This window comes from Arthrobacter sp. B2a2-09 (assembly GCF_027587375.1).
GTDB lineage: Bacteria > Actinomycetota > Actinomycetes > Actinomycetales > Micrococcaceae > Arthrobacter.
In genome coordinates this window covers 53381-67675 of the sequence record NZ_JAMXIC010000027.1, presented here as the reverse complement: position 1 = coordinate 67675, position 14295 = coordinate 53381, and the positions used below count along the sequence as shown (strand labels likewise).

Here is a 14295-nt window from a genome sequence, read left to right as displayed (position 1 = left end):
TCATGGACCTTCCCCACCCCACACGCCGGACTCCGGCCAACAGAAAAACCTGTCACACAAGAGCCTGACACACAGGGGAAAAGGGCCTTAAAGGTGAGCGAGCGTCAGACGGTGCGGACGACGTCCTCGTAGGCGAACTTCGGCTTGGCTTCGCCGAAAGCGTCCGGGCCCGGCTGGCCGATGTTGACCACGAGGAAGCTCTTCTGGTCCCCGGCCGGGAAGAACTCGGCGTCGATCGCAGCGAAGTCGGCACCGGTCATGGGGCCGGCAGCAAAGCCGAGGGAGCGGACGGCGAGGATGAAGTAGCCGGCCTGCAGGTGGGCGTTGTTGTTGCCCGTGGTTGCGGTGAACTCAGGGTTGGCGTCGTACATGGCCTTCGGGGCGGAGTAGACCGGGAGGAACTTGTCCCACTGCTCGTGCCAGGCGGTGTCGTAGGAGAGCACGGCGACCAGCGGAGCAGAGGCGGTCTTGGCCTTGTTGCCCGGAGAGAGGGTCTCGACGAGCTTGGCGCGGGCCTCGTCCGAACGGACGTAGGTGACGCGCAGCGGCTGGGAGTTGAACGCCGTCGGGCCGAACTTGGTCAGTTCGTAGATGGCCTGTGCCTGCTCCTCGGAGACCTCACCGGCAAAGGAGTTTGCAGTGCGGGCTTCGGCAAAGATGGCGTCGACTGCTGCGGCGTCAATCACTGCTTCTTCATGGGCGATCGTCATTCGCGTACCTTTCGCTGTGCCCGCAGCCATGGACGGCCGGGCGCTAATGCTTTCCATGGTTGCAACTTCAACTTCCCCTCGCCTCTTCCCGTGAAGCCACGTGACGTTCCACACAGCGGAATCGGCAGCCCGTCCGGGCGGTAAGGTTGCACCCGGACAATCACAACTTTCAGGGAAGGCTCCCGTCGATGAGCATGCTCGGAACCAAATGGAAGCTGCACGGCAACGGCAAGACGATCCGGCCGGGACACGTGGTGGCACCCGAGGAGCGGCTGGCGTGGCCGCTGACCATCGGCGTCGGCATGCAGCACGTCGTCGCGATGTTCGGAGCCACCTTCCTGGTGCCCATCATCACGGGCATGCCACCGGCCACCACGCTGCTCTTTTCCGGCATCGGCACCCTGCTGTTCCTGGTCATCACCAAGGGCCGCGTACCCAGCTACCTTGGTTCGAGCTTTGCCTTCATCGCCCCCATCCTGGCGTCCCAGCAGCAGTTCGGCATTCCCGGCGCGCTGGGCGGAGTGGTGCTTGCCGGCGCCGTACTGGCGCTTGTCGGCGCAGTGGTGCAGAAGTTCGGCGCCGAGTGGATCAACCGGACGATGCCGCCTATCGTCACGGGCGCAATCGTGGCCCTGATCGGACTGAACTTGGCACCCGCCGCAAAAGCGAACTTCGACAAGGCCCCGGTCACCGCCCTCGTGACGCTGGTGACGATCATCCTGGTGAGCGTCCTCTTCCGCGGAATTCTGGGCCGCCTGAGCATCCTGGTGGGCGTGGTGGTGGGCTACTTCACCGCCATGACGCGCGGCGAAGTGGACTACTCCAAGATGGACTCGGCCTCGTGGATCGGCCTGCCGCACTTCCAGGCTCCCGAGTTCCACCTCGGCGTCGTGGGCTTGTTCGTGCCGGTTGTCTTGGTGCTCGTTGCCGAAAACGTGGGCCACGTGAAGTCCGTGGCCGCGATGACTGGACGCAACCTCGACGACGTCTCCGGCCGCGCGTTGATGGCCGACGGCGTCGCGACGGTCCTCGCCGGATTCGGCGGCGGCTCCGGAACCACGACGTATGCCGAGAACATCGGCGTCATGGCAGCCACGAAGGTCTACTCGACGGCGGCCTACTGGGTTGCCGGTGCCTTCGCCATCCTCCTGAGTTTCTCGCCCAAGTTCGGCGAACTGATTGCCACCGTTCCCGCTGGCGTGCTGGGCGGCGCCGCGACGATGCTTTACGGGATGATCGGCGTCCTGGGCGTGAAGATCTGGGTGCAGAACAAGGTCAACTTCTCCAACCCCATCAACCTGACCACGGCCGCCGTTGCTTTGATTATCGGGATTGCCGATTACACCTGGACCATCGGCGAACTGAAGTTCACGGGCATCGCTTTGGGTTCGGCCGCTGCTTTGGTGGTCTACCACGGCATGAAGGGCCTGGCCCGTTGGCGGGGGACGGTTGCCGAGCCGGAGATGGAGACGGCAGGGCTACCCCCGGCGGCGAAGGCCGCGATGAACGCCGCGGCGAAGAGGGCGGGGAAGAAGAAGCCCTGAGCATGCCCCCTTCTAGCGGCAACCAATGGACATATTGGCACTATGTCCATTGCTCGTGACCAACGGGGAGCATGCTCCCAAGTGGGTTCGGAGCCATACAGGCGCTACCCGTCCTTTTTGCTACGAGAGGCGCTTGCGGACGATCTCACTGACCGCCTTGCCGTCGAAGCGGCCAGCGACCTTTTCAGTGACCGGCTTCATGACATAGCCCATGTGCATCAGGCTCAACTCCACGCCGTCGGCCCTCAGTGAGGCGATGGTCTCGTCAACAATGGACTCGACTTCTGCGGCGATCAGCGCTTCCGGCAGGTAGGCCTCGATGACCTCGGCATCCGCGATCTCCGTGGCGGCACGCTCGGGCTCGCCGGCCTCCTCGTAAAGGCGGGCGACCTCGTGATACTGGGAAGCCTCCTTCTGCAACATGGCCGTGATCTGGGCGTCGTCCAAGTGGATGGGCGCCTGGCCGGCTTTCTCGCGGGTGTCGATCTCGCTGAGGACGTTGCGTGTGGCGTTCAGGGCGATGCGGTTGCCATCCTTCATATGGCTGACGACGTCTGCGTGCAGCCGCTCTTTCAAGGTGGACATGGTGTGCTCCTCGATTCGATGGTGCCGTGCTGGCCGGCTGCCAGCCCGGCAGGCGGTGACGGCGTCCCGGGCGGGGTCGTCACATCGTAGGTGCATGGCAGAAGTCAGAGCCATGCTTTGTACGTTAATTATCTGCCCGGTGACGCCGTCCAGCCCCTTTGAGCATGCCCCCTCCACGCACTCAGGAGTGGACATATTCGCACTATGTCCATCCCTCGCAGCCAACGGATCGCATGTCCCTTGGTGGACCGGAGCTTAGACCCCTTCGAGCACCTGGCTCGTGACCCAGGCGAGGTACTTGGCGGCATTCGCCACGGCGTCGTCGGCGTCGGGCAGTCCGTTCTTGCGCTGCGCAACGTCGAGCAACTGCGCCGCAGCCACTACTCCGTGACCGGCCAGTTCCTCGGGCGTCACCAGGATCCTGCCGGCCACCACAATCACGGGAATGCCGTGGCCGTGAGCCGAATCGGCCAAAGCTATGGGTGCCTTGCCTGTCAGCGACTGCGAGTCCATGGAGCCTTCGCCGGTGATCACCAGGTCCGCGCCGCCGAGCTGTTCGGGAAGCCCTGTCAGTCCCGCCACGAGTGCGAACCCACCTTCCAGCGTCGCCTGGGTGAAGGCCAAGAACGACGCCGGGAATCCGCCAGCCGCTCCGGCGCCGGGAACGTTGACGTCGTGTCCGCCCGTCTCGCGCAGCAGGGACGCCCAGTTGCGCAGGCCGGCGTCGAGCAGTTCCACCGCGTCCTCGTCCGCGCCCTTCTGCGGGCCGAAAACATGCGCAGCGCCGTCGCTGCCAAAGAGCGGATTCTGGACGTCGACGGCGATCCGGAACCTCACAGCGGTCAGGCGCGGATCCAGCCCGGAGACGTCGAGGGACACGACGTCGGCGAGCGAGCCTCCGCCGAGCGGAACCACATTCCCGGCCGCGTCCAGGGGCTTGAGCCCGAGCGCACGCAGGGCGCCGCTGCCGCCGTCGGACATCGCGGAACCGCCCACGCCGAGCACAATCTCGGTGGCTCCGGCGTCAAGGGCCGCGGCGATGAGCTGGCCGCAACCGTAGCTGTGGGCGCGCAAGGCGTTTTCGGGCGTCGGCTCCATGTGTGCCAATCCGGACGCTTGCGCTGTTTCGATCACCGCGGTGGCTCCGCCGAAAGCATTTTGCCGGATGGCCCACGCGGCGCCCACTGGTTTGAGAATGGGGCCGACGACGGCGTTGATGCGCTCTTCGTAGCCTGCCGCCACGGCCGCTTCCAGTGTTCCCTCGCCCCCGTCGGCGATGGGAAACTGCGTCACCACGGCGTCCGGATAGACGCGCAATGCCCCTTCGGCCATCGCCGAGGCTGCTTCGGCGGCGGTGAGGGAACCTTTGAACTTGTCCGGAGCAATCAGGATGCGCATGCTCCCATCCTGCCAGCGGGGCTAAGCTTTTCGCAGATTCGTGCACGGAGATGTCGAAAACAGCCCACGCCGTTCGTATAGAGGGTGAGACGCGGGCAAGGTGCCGGCGCCACATCCCAAGGAGGAACAGTCATGTCACGCTATCTGCTCAGCATCTACCAGCCCGACGGACCCATCCCGGAACCCGAAGTCCTCAACAAGATCATGGCCGATCTTGACGTCCTGAACCAGGAAATGCGCGACGCCGGCGCCTGGGTTTTCACGGGTGGCCTGCACCCCGCCAGCTCCTCCACGGTTGTGCGCGTGAACTCCGGCGAAATACTCACCACGGACGGCCCCTTCGCAGAGGCCAAGGAACACGTGGGCGGCCTGTGGGTGATCGAGGCCCCGGACCTGGACGTGGCGCTTGGCTGGGGACGCAAAGCCGCCCAAGCCACCACGCTGCCTATCGAGGTTCGGCCGTTCGCGGGCTACCGGGAATAGTTTCCCCATGGTCCATATTTCGGAGATCGGACAAATATTCCGCGAAGAGTATGGACGCTCCGTGGCGGTCCTGGTCCGCGTTTTGGGCAGCATCGATGCCGCTGAAGACGCGGTCCAGGACGCCTTCACCGAGGCCTTAGCCCGATGGCCTGATGCCGGGCTTCCGCCAAGCCCGGCCGGCTGGATCATCACTACCGCCCGCAACCGCGCCATCGACCGGCTCCGCCGCGAGGCATCCGGCAGGGAGAAAATCGCCCAGGCCGCCCTTCTGCACGGCGATGAACAGGGCGATGAACACGGCGATGAAACCGACGGAATCGAGGTGGATACCGTGCAGGACAACCAGCTCCGGCTGATCTTTACGTGTTGCCACCCCGCCATCAACCGGGCCGCGCAGGTGGCGCTGACACTCAAGCTCCTGGGCGGGCTCACCACCGCCGAAATCGCCCACGCTTTCCTCGTCCCCGAGCCAACCATGGCCCAGCGCCTGGTGCGCGCAAAGGGCAAGATCCGCGACGCCCACATCCCCTACCGGGTACCGAGCGGGGCCGAGCTTCCGGAGCGCTTGAAGTCCGTGCTGGCCGTCGTCTACCTCGTCTTCAACGAGGGCTACACGGCAAGTTCGGGGGCCGGGCTCGTGCGCGAAGATCTCTGCCGCGAGGCCGTACGCCTGGGCAGGCTCATCATGGAACTCATGCCCGATGAGCCCGAAGCCAAAGGGCTCTTGGCCCTCATGCTTCTGCTTAATGCCCGCCGCGCAGCCCGGACAACTTCCGACGGCGGCCTGATGCTCCTCTCGGACCAGGACCGCGGACTCTGGGACAGGGAGCTGATTGCCGAAGGACAACTCTTGGTCCGGCAATGCTTGAAGAGAAACCAGCCCGGCCCGTACCAATTGCAAGCCACCATTAACGCGGTGCACAGCGACGCCGCACAGCCCACGGACACCGATTGGCGCCAAATCCTGGCGCTGTACGGGCAACTCCTGGCCATGGAGCCGACGCCAGTGGTCGCTTTGAACCGGGCCGTTGCCCTCGCGGAGGTGGAAGGACCCGCCGCGGGGCTTGCCGCCGTCGACGTCCTTGAACTGGGAAACTACTACCTGTTTCACGCCGTGCGCGCGGATCTGCTGCGGCGCCAAGGCCGCAACACAGAGGCTGTCGCCGCCTACCGGGCAGCGCGGGAGCGCACCGACAACGACGCCGAGCGAGACTTCCTTGAAGCGCGCGCCCGCGCGCTCACCACCACTGGCGCCGGCCTTGCAGCACCAACTTCAGACGATCAGCACGGTCGGTGACCAGGCCGTCCACACCCATATCCAGCAGCCTGGACATCTCGGCGGAATCGTTGACCGTCCAGACGTGAACCTGCAGCCCAAGCCGATGCGCGCGCAGCAGGAAACCGGGCGTCACTACCGTCAGGGGTCCGTAGCGGACCGGCACTTGGAGGGCATCGACGTCGTGCAGGATCTTCCGCAGCCAACGCTCTGGAAGAAGCGGCCCCAGAAGAGTGAAGGCTGCGTTGCAGGCGATTCCAGCTGAAGACGCCGTTCGGCGGCGAAGCAGGCGCAGGACCGCTCGACGACGGCGGTCGGAGAAGCTCGCGATCAGAACGCGGTCATGGGCATCGAGTTGTTCAATGACCCCGGCGAGGGCCTTGACGGTGTGCCAATCCTTGACGTCGACGTTCAGCCGCGCCTCGGGGAATTCCGTCAGGACGTCTGCCAGGAGGGGAATTGCTTCGCGGCCGCCTATGCGGGCCTTGGCGACCTCGGCAGCGCTCATGCTGGAGATGGGGCCGTGGGCGTCTGTGACACGGTCCAGGGTGTCGTCGTGGAAAAGGAGCACCACACCGTCGGCAGTGGTGCGGGCGTCGGTTTCAAGATGGGTGAATCCGAGCTCAAGCGCCGCCTTGAATGCCGAGGCAGAGTTCTCAAGGCCATCCGGTGAAAATCCGCGGTGCGCGAAGGCAAGCGGAGCGGATTGTCCGTCCGGGCGACTGAAGAAGGGCAAGTGCGAGCTCACACGGGTAGCGTAACCCGCCCGCGACCCGGTCAGGATTCCTGCGGGACGATCTCCACGCCGTCGCCGCAGTGCACCAGTGTGCGGCCGCGGCCGCCGTCGAGGTTTACCCAGACCACGCTGTGGTCACTCGAAACGGCGTCCACCTGGCCGGGGTTCTCAAACCCGGGCGCGAGCTTGACGCTCACGCGGTCTCCGCGGCGCAACTGCTTCCAATGTTCAGCCGGCACTGCGCGGCGAACCGGGGCCTCGGGCCACCCCGTCGTCTTCCTCTTGGCCATCATGTCCCCTGTGATCGGCATCGAATATGGCAAGAGCCTACGGGGAGTAGTTGAACGGCAGTTGGACTGAAGCTGTGTAATGGGTGAGCGGTCCCAACCAACTAGCATTTGTTGTCGTTTAGAGGCCTGAAAACGACGTCAACTGCGAGTCAGTTGGGGCGGAAAACCAGGCGAAAGTCCCGCTACACCCGCAGGGAAGCGAGCTTTGCCTCGAGAATCTGGGCCACGCCGTCGTCATCGAAATGCGGGGCTTGCTGGCCGGCGGCGTTGATCGCCTCAGGATGGCCGCTGGCCATCGCGTAACCGTCGCCCGCCCAGCGCAGCATCTCGACGTCGTTGGGCATGTCACCGAAAGCCACCACATCCGCGGCGTCGATACCCCGGGATGCCGCATATTCGGCGAGTGTCACGGCTTTGTTGATACCGGGGGCGGACATTTCCAGGAGTGCCGTCCGCGGAGCGGAGTGGGTGGTTTCCACGAGATGCGCGACGGCGGGCTGGACCTCTGCCAGGAAATCATCCGGAGTGCCGCTGCGCGTCACGGCAAGGAACTTTACGACGGCGTCGTCCGCGGTCAGCGTTCCATCCAGCCAAGTGGGGGTGAACTCCGCCAGTAGCTCACTGGTCTCGTTCTCGATGAACCCGGGCTCGAGGTGGAATCCCGTGAGTGTTTCGGCCGCGAACAAGGCGTCGGGCCGGAGTTGCTTGATGATCCGGCGGGCCTCGAGCAAAGACTCGATGCTCAAGGCATTGGCCGAAATCAGCTTCTCCGCTTCAAGGTCCCACACCACGGCCCCGTTGGAGCAAATAACGATGCCGCTGTGGCCGATCTGCTCGCGGAGCGGGTAGAGCCAGCGCGGCGGCCGCCCTGTCACGAACACCACCTCAATGCCAGCGTCACGGCAAGCATGGAATGCGCGGATAGTGCGGCTGCTGATCTTGCCGTCATGTCCAAGGATGGTGCCGTCAATGTCACTTGCTACGAGCCGCATTATGTCAGTCTACGTGGGGGCGGCCGCCGTCGACTTCGCCCCAAAGCTAACGCCGCTCGAAGTGGCCCGTGATGACGGCCCGGCCCACCGTGTGTGAAACCAGCTTGCGGACGAGCGCTTCCGTGGAGGCACCGGCGTCGAGACCGAGTTCTTCGACGTCGACGGCGTGCACGGCCACAATGTACCGGTGCGGGCCATGCCCAGGCGGAGGCGCAGCCCCCAGATAACCGGGGAAACCGGCGTCGTTCTTTAGTTGAAGCGCTCCGGCCGGCAAGTGCGGACCGCCCTGAACGCCCGCGCCAGCCGGCAAGGAGTTCGTCCCGGCGGGGATGCTGACCACCGCCCAGTGCCAGTAACCACCGGCCCTCGGGGCATCGGGGTCGAAGACGGTGACGACGTAACCCTTGGTGCCCGCCGGGGCTCCGCCCCAGCTCAACTGGGGGGATTCGTCCTTGCCGCCGGCCACGCCAAAGCGCTTGCTCGTCTGGGCGCTGCTGAGTGTGTCACCGTCCTTGAGCGACTTGCTGGCGACATCGAAGGATGGGACATCTGGAAGGTCTGCGTAGCTCATGGCTGCCTTTCGACGCTTGCCCCGGACTCCGGGACGCCCAGGGCGTTGAGTTCGGCACGGGTCGGCGGGTTCGCGCCCGGCCGGGAGACCGTGATTGCCGCCGCGCGCGCCGCATGGTTGAGGATCCCCTCGAGCACTTCGGCGGGCATGGCGTGCAGTTCGTCGCGGTTTTGTGCCCCTGCCAGTCCGTGGTCAACGATCCCCGAGAGGAGCGCGGCCATGAAGGAATCGCCCGCGCCCACCGTATCTGCCACCTCTATCTTTGGGGCGTCCACCCGGGCCTCGCCCGCGGCCGTGACGCCCCAGGGGCCGTCCGCGCCGCGCGTGACCACCACGACGGCGGGTCCCCCACTGCCGCCCAGGCCCAGCCAGCGCCGGGCCGATTCCAAGACGTCGACGCCGGGATAGAGCCACTCAAGGTCCTCGTCGGATGCCTTGACCACGTCGGCTAGCGCCACGAAACGCTCTACCTGGGCGCGCGCATAGTCGCGATCCTTGATGATGCTGGGCCGGCAGTTGGGATCGAAGCTAATGGTCGCGTTCGGATGGGCATGCTCGACGGCGGCAAGGACATCCGCAGCACCTGGCTCCAACATGGTGGCAATGGAGCCCGTGTGCAGGAGCGATGTCCCCTGAAGCATGAAAGGCAAGCGCGCGGCGAGCCCGGGAAGCTCCCACGCGAGGTCGAAGGTGTAGCTGGCAGCGCCGTCGTCGTCGATCAAGGCGGTGGCCACACTGGTGGGACCCTCGTCCGGCGGCAGCGGAACCATGACGGAACTGGAGCGCAGATGGGCCGCGATCGAGTCCCCGTAGGCGTCCTTGCCGAAGCGGCCGATGAACTGCACGGCGTGGTCCAGCCTGGCCAGACCCACGGCAACGTTGAGCGGACTGCCGCCCACGTGGGCGTCGACTCCCGAGGAACGCTGGACGACATCAACCAGCGCTTCACCTATGACTGTCAGCATGGGACAACTCTGCCACGCGGATGTGGTGCGCGTCTCGCGATGACAGCCGGTGACTTTGTCGGCAAACCGTCACACCAGCAGCCGCTGCACCAACTCCCGGCACTTCTTGTACGCAACCGCCCTGGGGTCGATCAGGTCGAAGTGGTCGCCCGGCACCTTGAGGAACTGGGCCGCGCCTCCGGAAGCGGTGGACGCGGCAACGTAAGCCTCGGACTGGCTGCACGGGACATCCTCGTCCGCAGCAGCGTGGACGGCAAAGACCGGGACGGCGATAGGGAGCGAACTCATGGGGTCCGCATAGATATGCCGTTTGGGGTATCTTACCGAGTCGCCACCCATCAGGTTGTCGACGGCGCCGTTGCTCAGGTTGAGCCGCTCGGCGTCCGCCAGGTTCAGCAGACCCGATTGGCTCACGACGCCGGTGAGCCGCACTGCCGCGCCGTTGTCATGCCGATGGAGCTGCCGGTCGGCGTCCGGGGCGCCGATCCTGGAGAGCTTTTCCCGCCCGGCTGCCCAGACCGCGAGATGGCCGCCTGCGGAGTGTCCCAGTGCCACGACTTTGTCCAGATTGAGCTCATGCTTGCCGGCAATCTCGCCCAGATGGTCGATCCCATCGAGGACATCTTCGAACGTATGCGGCCAGCCCCCGCCGTTTCCCGCCCTCCGGTACTCAAGGTTCCAGGCCGCAATTCCATGCGCAGCGAGGTCCCGGGCAATTGGCTCACCGAGTTCCGCGCCGTACTGGGAGCGCCAATAGCCTCCGTGGATCACCACCACCACTCCGTCGGGTCGACTGCGGTGTGGCTGCAGCGAATTGTCTGGTACGAACAGCTCGCCCCATTGACTGGAATGCTCGCCGTAGTAGTACTTGTGCCGCTTCATCGTGTCCTCCTTTGTGCCGAGCCTATCGCGGAGGAGCGGTGCGTAGCGGGAACGATGGTCTGAGGATCAACTGGGAGCCTTCCTGAAGCCACTGCCCGAGCGTACCCTCAGGGGTGAAGCGCTACCCTCGCTTCGCTCCCGTATTTTCGCGGGAAAGCTTCTTTACCCGGAGGTGATTTCAATGATCCGTCGTATCTCCGCGTCGGTTCTTGTGGCATTGACTTTGAGCGTGCTGGCTGTCGCTTCGCCAGCGTCGGCGGCAAACCCGCCTGGAACTGGAAAGCCTAATCAGTCCTGTCAATCCCTCGAACCAAACACCCCGGGCAACGCCGCCAACAGCCCAGGATCGCCTTTCAATGAACCAGGTATCAACAGCATCAACGGCGGCGTGGGAGGACAGCACTACTCCACCAATTCCCAATACGATGTTGCCTGCTTCCAGGTGTCGCATCACTAAGGCCTGGTCTAACTCCCATTTCGCTGGTGCGGGCCGGCTCCGCTTCACTGTCGGCCCTCCCCCGTAAGCTGGAGGCATGGCTAGCAATTGGGACAGCTTGGATCCTCGGCTGCGCGAATCAGTACAGGCGAATGTGGAGCTCTACGAACGCGTCCGGCCTGCCCTGAAACTCGTCACCCGCGACGTCCTGTTGACCCTGCGGGACATGCTCAAGGACAGCGAGTCCGTTCCCCTCTTCGTCACCGGACGCACCAAGACGGTCGAATCTTTCCGGGAGAAGATTTCCCGCACCGAGGTGCCCCTGGAGGGCGGCCCGCGTGTGCTGAAGTTCCCGGACCCGTTCCGGACCTTGAACGACATGGTGGGGCTGCGCGTCATCACCAAGCTTCCGGCCGAGAACGCCGCGGTTGCCAACTTGATCAAGCGCCAGCGCCAGCTTTTCGATTGCCGCGGCGACCTTGAGAAGGACATCGGCTCCATCGAGTCCGGCACCTACGGATATTCGAGCCGCCACCTCATCCTCCGCACCATCCAGAACGAGTCCGTGAAGGCATATCAGCAAGCCTTCAATCCGGACATTCCGCCCAATGGCAGCTACTTCTTCGAATGCCAGATCCGTACGGTTTTTGCGCACGCCTGGAGCGAGATCGAACACGACATCCGCTTCAAGGCTGAGGATCCGCGCGCCTGGACGCCGCACTTCGACCGCCAGTTCACCGCCACAGCGGCAATGCTGGAAACCGTGGAGAGCGCCTTCGCCGACCTCCACGAACGCTACGAGGAAGTCCGCGGCTACTGGGATCTCGATGGCGAAGGTTCCATGCCCCTCACGCCCAACCGTGTGCGGGACGTTTGGAGGACGCTGCTTCCGCATGTTGACCGTAAAGTTGATGACGACTGGGGTTGGGCTGCGGAGCTCCTTGCGGCCCACGGACTGAACAAGACCGTGGAACTCGCCGGACTCCTCAGCGCCAACCGGATCACCGAGGTCCGCAAAGCCCTGGACCACCGTTACTCCCCCGGACCGGACCGCCTCCTGGATGACCTCCTGCTATGGCAGTACGGCACTGAACACATCGACCTCACCGCTGAGGCGCCCGACGTCGTCCCCCACCCCCGGCGGGACAGCCTCCAGCGGCGTCTCAAGCAGATTGAGCGGTACCGCCTGACCAACAGCTAAGGACCCATGACACCCGAGCAGCTCCAGTCCCTCCGTTTCACCCTGCGCTCGCCCCGCAGGCTAAAGACGGAAGCGTTGGCTGGCTTGGTGGTGGCGCTTGCGCTCATTCCAGAGGCCATCGCGTTCTCCGTGATTGCCGGCGTGGATCCACGGATCGGGCTCTTCGCGTCCTTCACGATGGGAGTCACCACCGCGATCGTAGGTGGCCGGCCCGCCATGATTTCCGCAGCCACGGGCGCCGTCGCGCTCGTGATTGCCCCCGTCATGAAGGATCACGGGCTCAACTACTTGATTGCCACGGTCATCCTGGCTGGGGTCTTCCAGATCGTTCTGGCGGTCCTGGGCGTCACGCGGCTCATGCGCTTTATTCCGCGTTCGGTGATGATCGGATTCGTGAATGCCTTGGCCATTCTGGTGTTCACGGCGCAGTTGCCTGAGCTCATCGGCGTTCCGTGGATGGTCTACCCGATTGTGGCCGTGGGGCTCTTGATCGTCTTCGGGTTACCCAGAATCACGACGGCGGTGCCCGCGCCATTGGTGGCGGTCGTCGCCCTCACCGTCTTCACGGTGCTGGCCGGGATCAATGTTCCTACGGTGCATGACAAGGGCGAACTCCCCAACAGTCTTCCCGGTTTCTTCCTGCCCAACGTGCCTTTGACCTGGGAGACCTTCCAGACGATTGCCCCGTTCGCCCTGTCTATGGCGCTCGTGGGCCTGCTCGAGTCGCTCATGACGGCCAAGCTCGTGGACGACATCACGGACACCCGCTCCAACAAGACCCGGGTCTCATGGGGCCAGGGCATTGCCAACATCATCACCGGTTTCCTGGGTGGCTTGGGCGGCTGCGCCGTGATTGGCCAGACGATGATCAATGTGAAGGGTTCGGGTGCCCGCAGCCGGCTGTCGACGTTCCTGGCCGGAGCGTTCCTACTGGTCCTTGTAGTGGCGCTCGGGGACGTGGTGGGCATGATTCCCATGGCCGCTTTGGTGGCTGTGATGATCTTCGTTTCCCTCATCACCTTTGACTGGCATTCGATCCGGCCCACCACGCTCAAGCGACTCCCGAAGTCCGAGACCGGCGTCATGCTCGTGACGGTGGCCGTGGTGGTGGCGACGCACAACCTGGCCATCGGGGTAGGAGCCGGCGTCCTCACGGCCATGGTGCTGTTTGCCCGTCGAGTGGCCCATTTCGCCACGGTGGAGCGGAGCGAACTCGAGCTCAACGGCCGGACCGTGGCCAGCTACGCGGTGGATGGCGAGTTGTTCTTCGCCTCCTCCAATGACCTCTACACTCAGTTCGACTATGCGAAGGATTCCTCGGAGGGAATCGACCATGTGGTCATCGACCTTCACGCCTCGCACATCTGGGATGCTTCCACCGTCGCCGTACTGGATTCCGTAACCGAGAAATACCGCAGACACGGCCGAGAGGTGCAGCTGGTTGGCCTCAACGCGGCGAGCGTTCGGATGCGCGAACGGCTGGCAGGCAAGCTCAACGGAGGCTAACGTCGCCGGCTCACCCAACCAGCACGGCCCCAACTGACTCGCATTAGATGTCGTTAAGAGCCGCCAAAACGACAACAACTGCGAGTCAGTTGGGCCCTACGGAGCCTTGAACTCCCAAGGCGCGGCCTTGGTGGTTCCCGCGCCAATGGTACGCCCGGCGAGCCGGTCCAGAAGCAGGGTGATGGCGCCTTCGAGGGCTTCCGGTTCCGGAGTCCCGCCCGCGGAACCAGGTGCCAGGACATCGAAGCCGGCAGGCTGCATGGTGTCCGAAATGATGACTTGGGCTACTCCACGCCGGGCCAGCTCGCCCACCGTGAGGTCAAGAAGCGTGCCGGGCGGTAGTGCCCCGATGATGGCGCCGTCGGCACCGCCGGAGAGCATGAACCGCCGCCACCCTTCTCCGATGAGGATCACGGGCAGGTAGCCGTGCTGGGGCAGAATGCGTGCCGCGGCCGTTGCCAAGGCCCGGTCCCACGGCCATTCCAGGTCGCCAATGGCAATCGCCACCAGGTCGGTCTTGCCTCGGCGCATTCCGCGGGCCGCCTGGTTCGGTACGTAACCCAGTTCCTTGGCCGCGGTTTGGACACGCTCTTGTGTCGCTTCGCTTATGCGGGTGGTGCCACCGAGGCGCCCGGACAAGACATAGGACACCGTGGTGAGGGAAACGCCGGCGCTCTTGGCGACGTCCCGGATGGTCGGCTTCGCTCCAAGTCCCATGGC

16 protein-coding genes are annotated in these 14295 nt (G+C 64.6%); 6 read left to right on the top strand and 10 right to left on the bottom strand.

From position 1 onward, the window contains the following. Positions 1-104: 104 nt before the first annotated feature. Positions 105-710 (bottom strand): malonic semialdehyde reductase, encoded by a 606-nt coding sequence (locus tag NFJ07_RS21775; RefSeq protein ID WP_078107055.1) that lies wholly within the window; start codon positions 708-710, stop codon positions 105-107. A gap of 188 nt (positions 711-898) precedes the next feature. Between NFJ07_RS21775 and NFJ07_RS21770 the strand changes: the two genes are divergently transcribed. Next, positions 899-2254 carry a uracil-xanthine permease family protein gene (locus NFJ07_RS21770; protein ID WP_269997755.1) on the top strand — a complete coding sequence of 452 codons (1356 nt, stop codon included), beginning with the start codon at positions 899-901 and terminating at the stop codon, positions 2252-2254. Positions 2255-2374: 120 nt separating this feature from the next. Here NFJ07_RS21770 and NFJ07_RS21765 read toward each other — a convergent pair whose 3' ends face one another. After that, complete coding sequence (locus tag NFJ07_RS21765) at positions 2375-2839, bottom strand: GatB/YqeY domain-containing protein (RefSeq protein WP_269997754.1); 465 nt, start codon at positions 2837-2839, stop codon at positions 2375-2377. Between the two features lie 255 nt (positions 2840-3094). After that, positions 3095-4237, bottom strand: coding sequence for a glycerate kinase (locus NFJ07_RS21760; RefSeq protein ID WP_269997752.1), 1143 nt, complete (start codon positions 4235-4237; stop codon positions 3095-3097). Between the two features lie 132 nt (positions 4238-4369). On the opposite strand from NFJ07_RS21760, the gene NFJ07_RS21755 reads away from it, so the two are divergent. Together NFJ07_RS21755 and NFJ07_RS21750 are read left to right on the top strand one after the other, a co-directional pair. Next, positions 4370-4720, top strand: coding sequence for a YciI family protein (locus NFJ07_RS21755; RefSeq protein ID WP_269997751.1), 351 nt, complete (start codon positions 4370-4372; stop codon positions 4718-4720). Between the two features lie 7 nt (positions 4721-4727). Then, the gene (locus tag NFJ07_RS21750; protein ID WP_269997749.1) at positions 4728-6017 is read left to right on the top strand and encodes an RNA polymerase sigma factor; all 1290 of its coding nucleotides are present in this window, start codon (positions 4728-4730) and stop codon (positions 6015-6017) included. On the opposite strand, the gene NFJ07_RS21745 is transcribed toward NFJ07_RS21750, so the two are convergent. The 6 genes from NFJ07_RS21745 to NFJ07_RS21720 form a co-directional block, all read right to left on the bottom strand. Then, a complete protein-coding gene (locus NFJ07_RS21745) occupies positions 5959-6744 on the bottom strand; it encodes a glycerophosphodiester phosphodiesterase family protein (protein WP_269997748.1) in 786 nt (261 codons plus the stop codon). The two genes, NFJ07_RS21750 and NFJ07_RS21745, sit on opposite strands and share 59 nt — an antisense overlap. Before the next feature lie 29 nt (positions 6745-6773). Next, complete coding sequence (locus NFJ07_RS21740; RefSeq protein ID WP_078107057.1) at positions 6774-7022, bottom strand: hypothetical protein; 249 nt, start codon at positions 7020-7022, stop codon at positions 6774-6776. Positions 7023-7204: 182 nt separating this feature from the next. Beyond that, positions 7205-8014, bottom strand: a complete 810-nt coding sequence (locus NFJ07_RS21735; protein ID WP_269997745.1) for an HAD family hydrolase — start codon at positions 8012-8014, stop codon at positions 7205-7207. 46 nt (positions 8015-8060) lie between these two features. After that, entirely contained in the window at positions 8061-8585 is a 525-nt protein-coding gene (locus tag NFJ07_RS21730) for a YbhB/YbcL family Raf kinase inhibitor-like protein (RefSeq protein WP_269997743.1), read from the bottom strand. Beyond that, positions 8582-9550: a carbohydrate kinase family protein gene (locus NFJ07_RS21725; protein WP_269997741.1), complete on the bottom strand. Its 969-nt coding sequence runs from the start codon at positions 9548-9550 to the stop codon at positions 8582-8584. The genes NFJ07_RS21730 and NFJ07_RS21725 overlap by 4 nt, the downstream gene beginning before the upstream one ends. Positions 9551-9619: 69 nt before the next feature. Then, positions 9620-10432: an alpha/beta hydrolase gene (locus NFJ07_RS21720; RefSeq protein WP_269997739.1), complete on the bottom strand. Its 813-nt coding sequence runs from the start codon at positions 10430-10432 to the stop codon at positions 9620-9622. Between the two features lie 181 nt (positions 10433-10613). Between NFJ07_RS21720 and NFJ07_RS21715 the strand changes: the two genes are divergently transcribed. From NFJ07_RS21715 to NFJ07_RS21705, 3 genes are all read left to right on the top strand, one after another. Next, positions 10614-10889 carry a hypothetical protein gene (locus tag NFJ07_RS21715; protein WP_269997738.1) on the top strand — a complete coding sequence of 92 codons (276 nt, stop codon included), beginning with the start codon at positions 10614-10616 and terminating at the stop codon, positions 10887-10889. 76 nt (positions 10890-10965) lie between these two features. Next, positions 10966-12069 carry a GTP pyrophosphokinase gene (locus NFJ07_RS21710; RefSeq protein ID WP_269997737.1) on the top strand — a complete coding sequence of 368 codons (1104 nt, stop codon included), beginning with the start codon at positions 10966-10968 and terminating at the stop codon, positions 12067-12069. Between the two features lie 6 nt (positions 12070-12075). Beyond that, positions 12076-13575: a SulP family inorganic anion transporter gene (locus tag NFJ07_RS21705; RefSeq protein WP_269997735.1), complete on the top strand. Its 1500-nt coding sequence runs from the start codon at positions 12076-12078 to the stop codon at positions 13573-13575. 96 nt (positions 13576-13671) lie between these two features. On the opposite strand, the gene NFJ07_RS21700 is transcribed toward NFJ07_RS21705, so the two are convergent. After that, on the bottom strand, positions 13672-14292 hold the full coding sequence (locus NFJ07_RS21700) for a LacI family DNA-binding transcriptional regulator (RefSeq protein WP_269997733.1): 621 nt from the start codon (positions 14290-14292) through the stop codon (positions 13672-13674). Positions 14293-14295 lie beyond the last annotated feature (3 nt).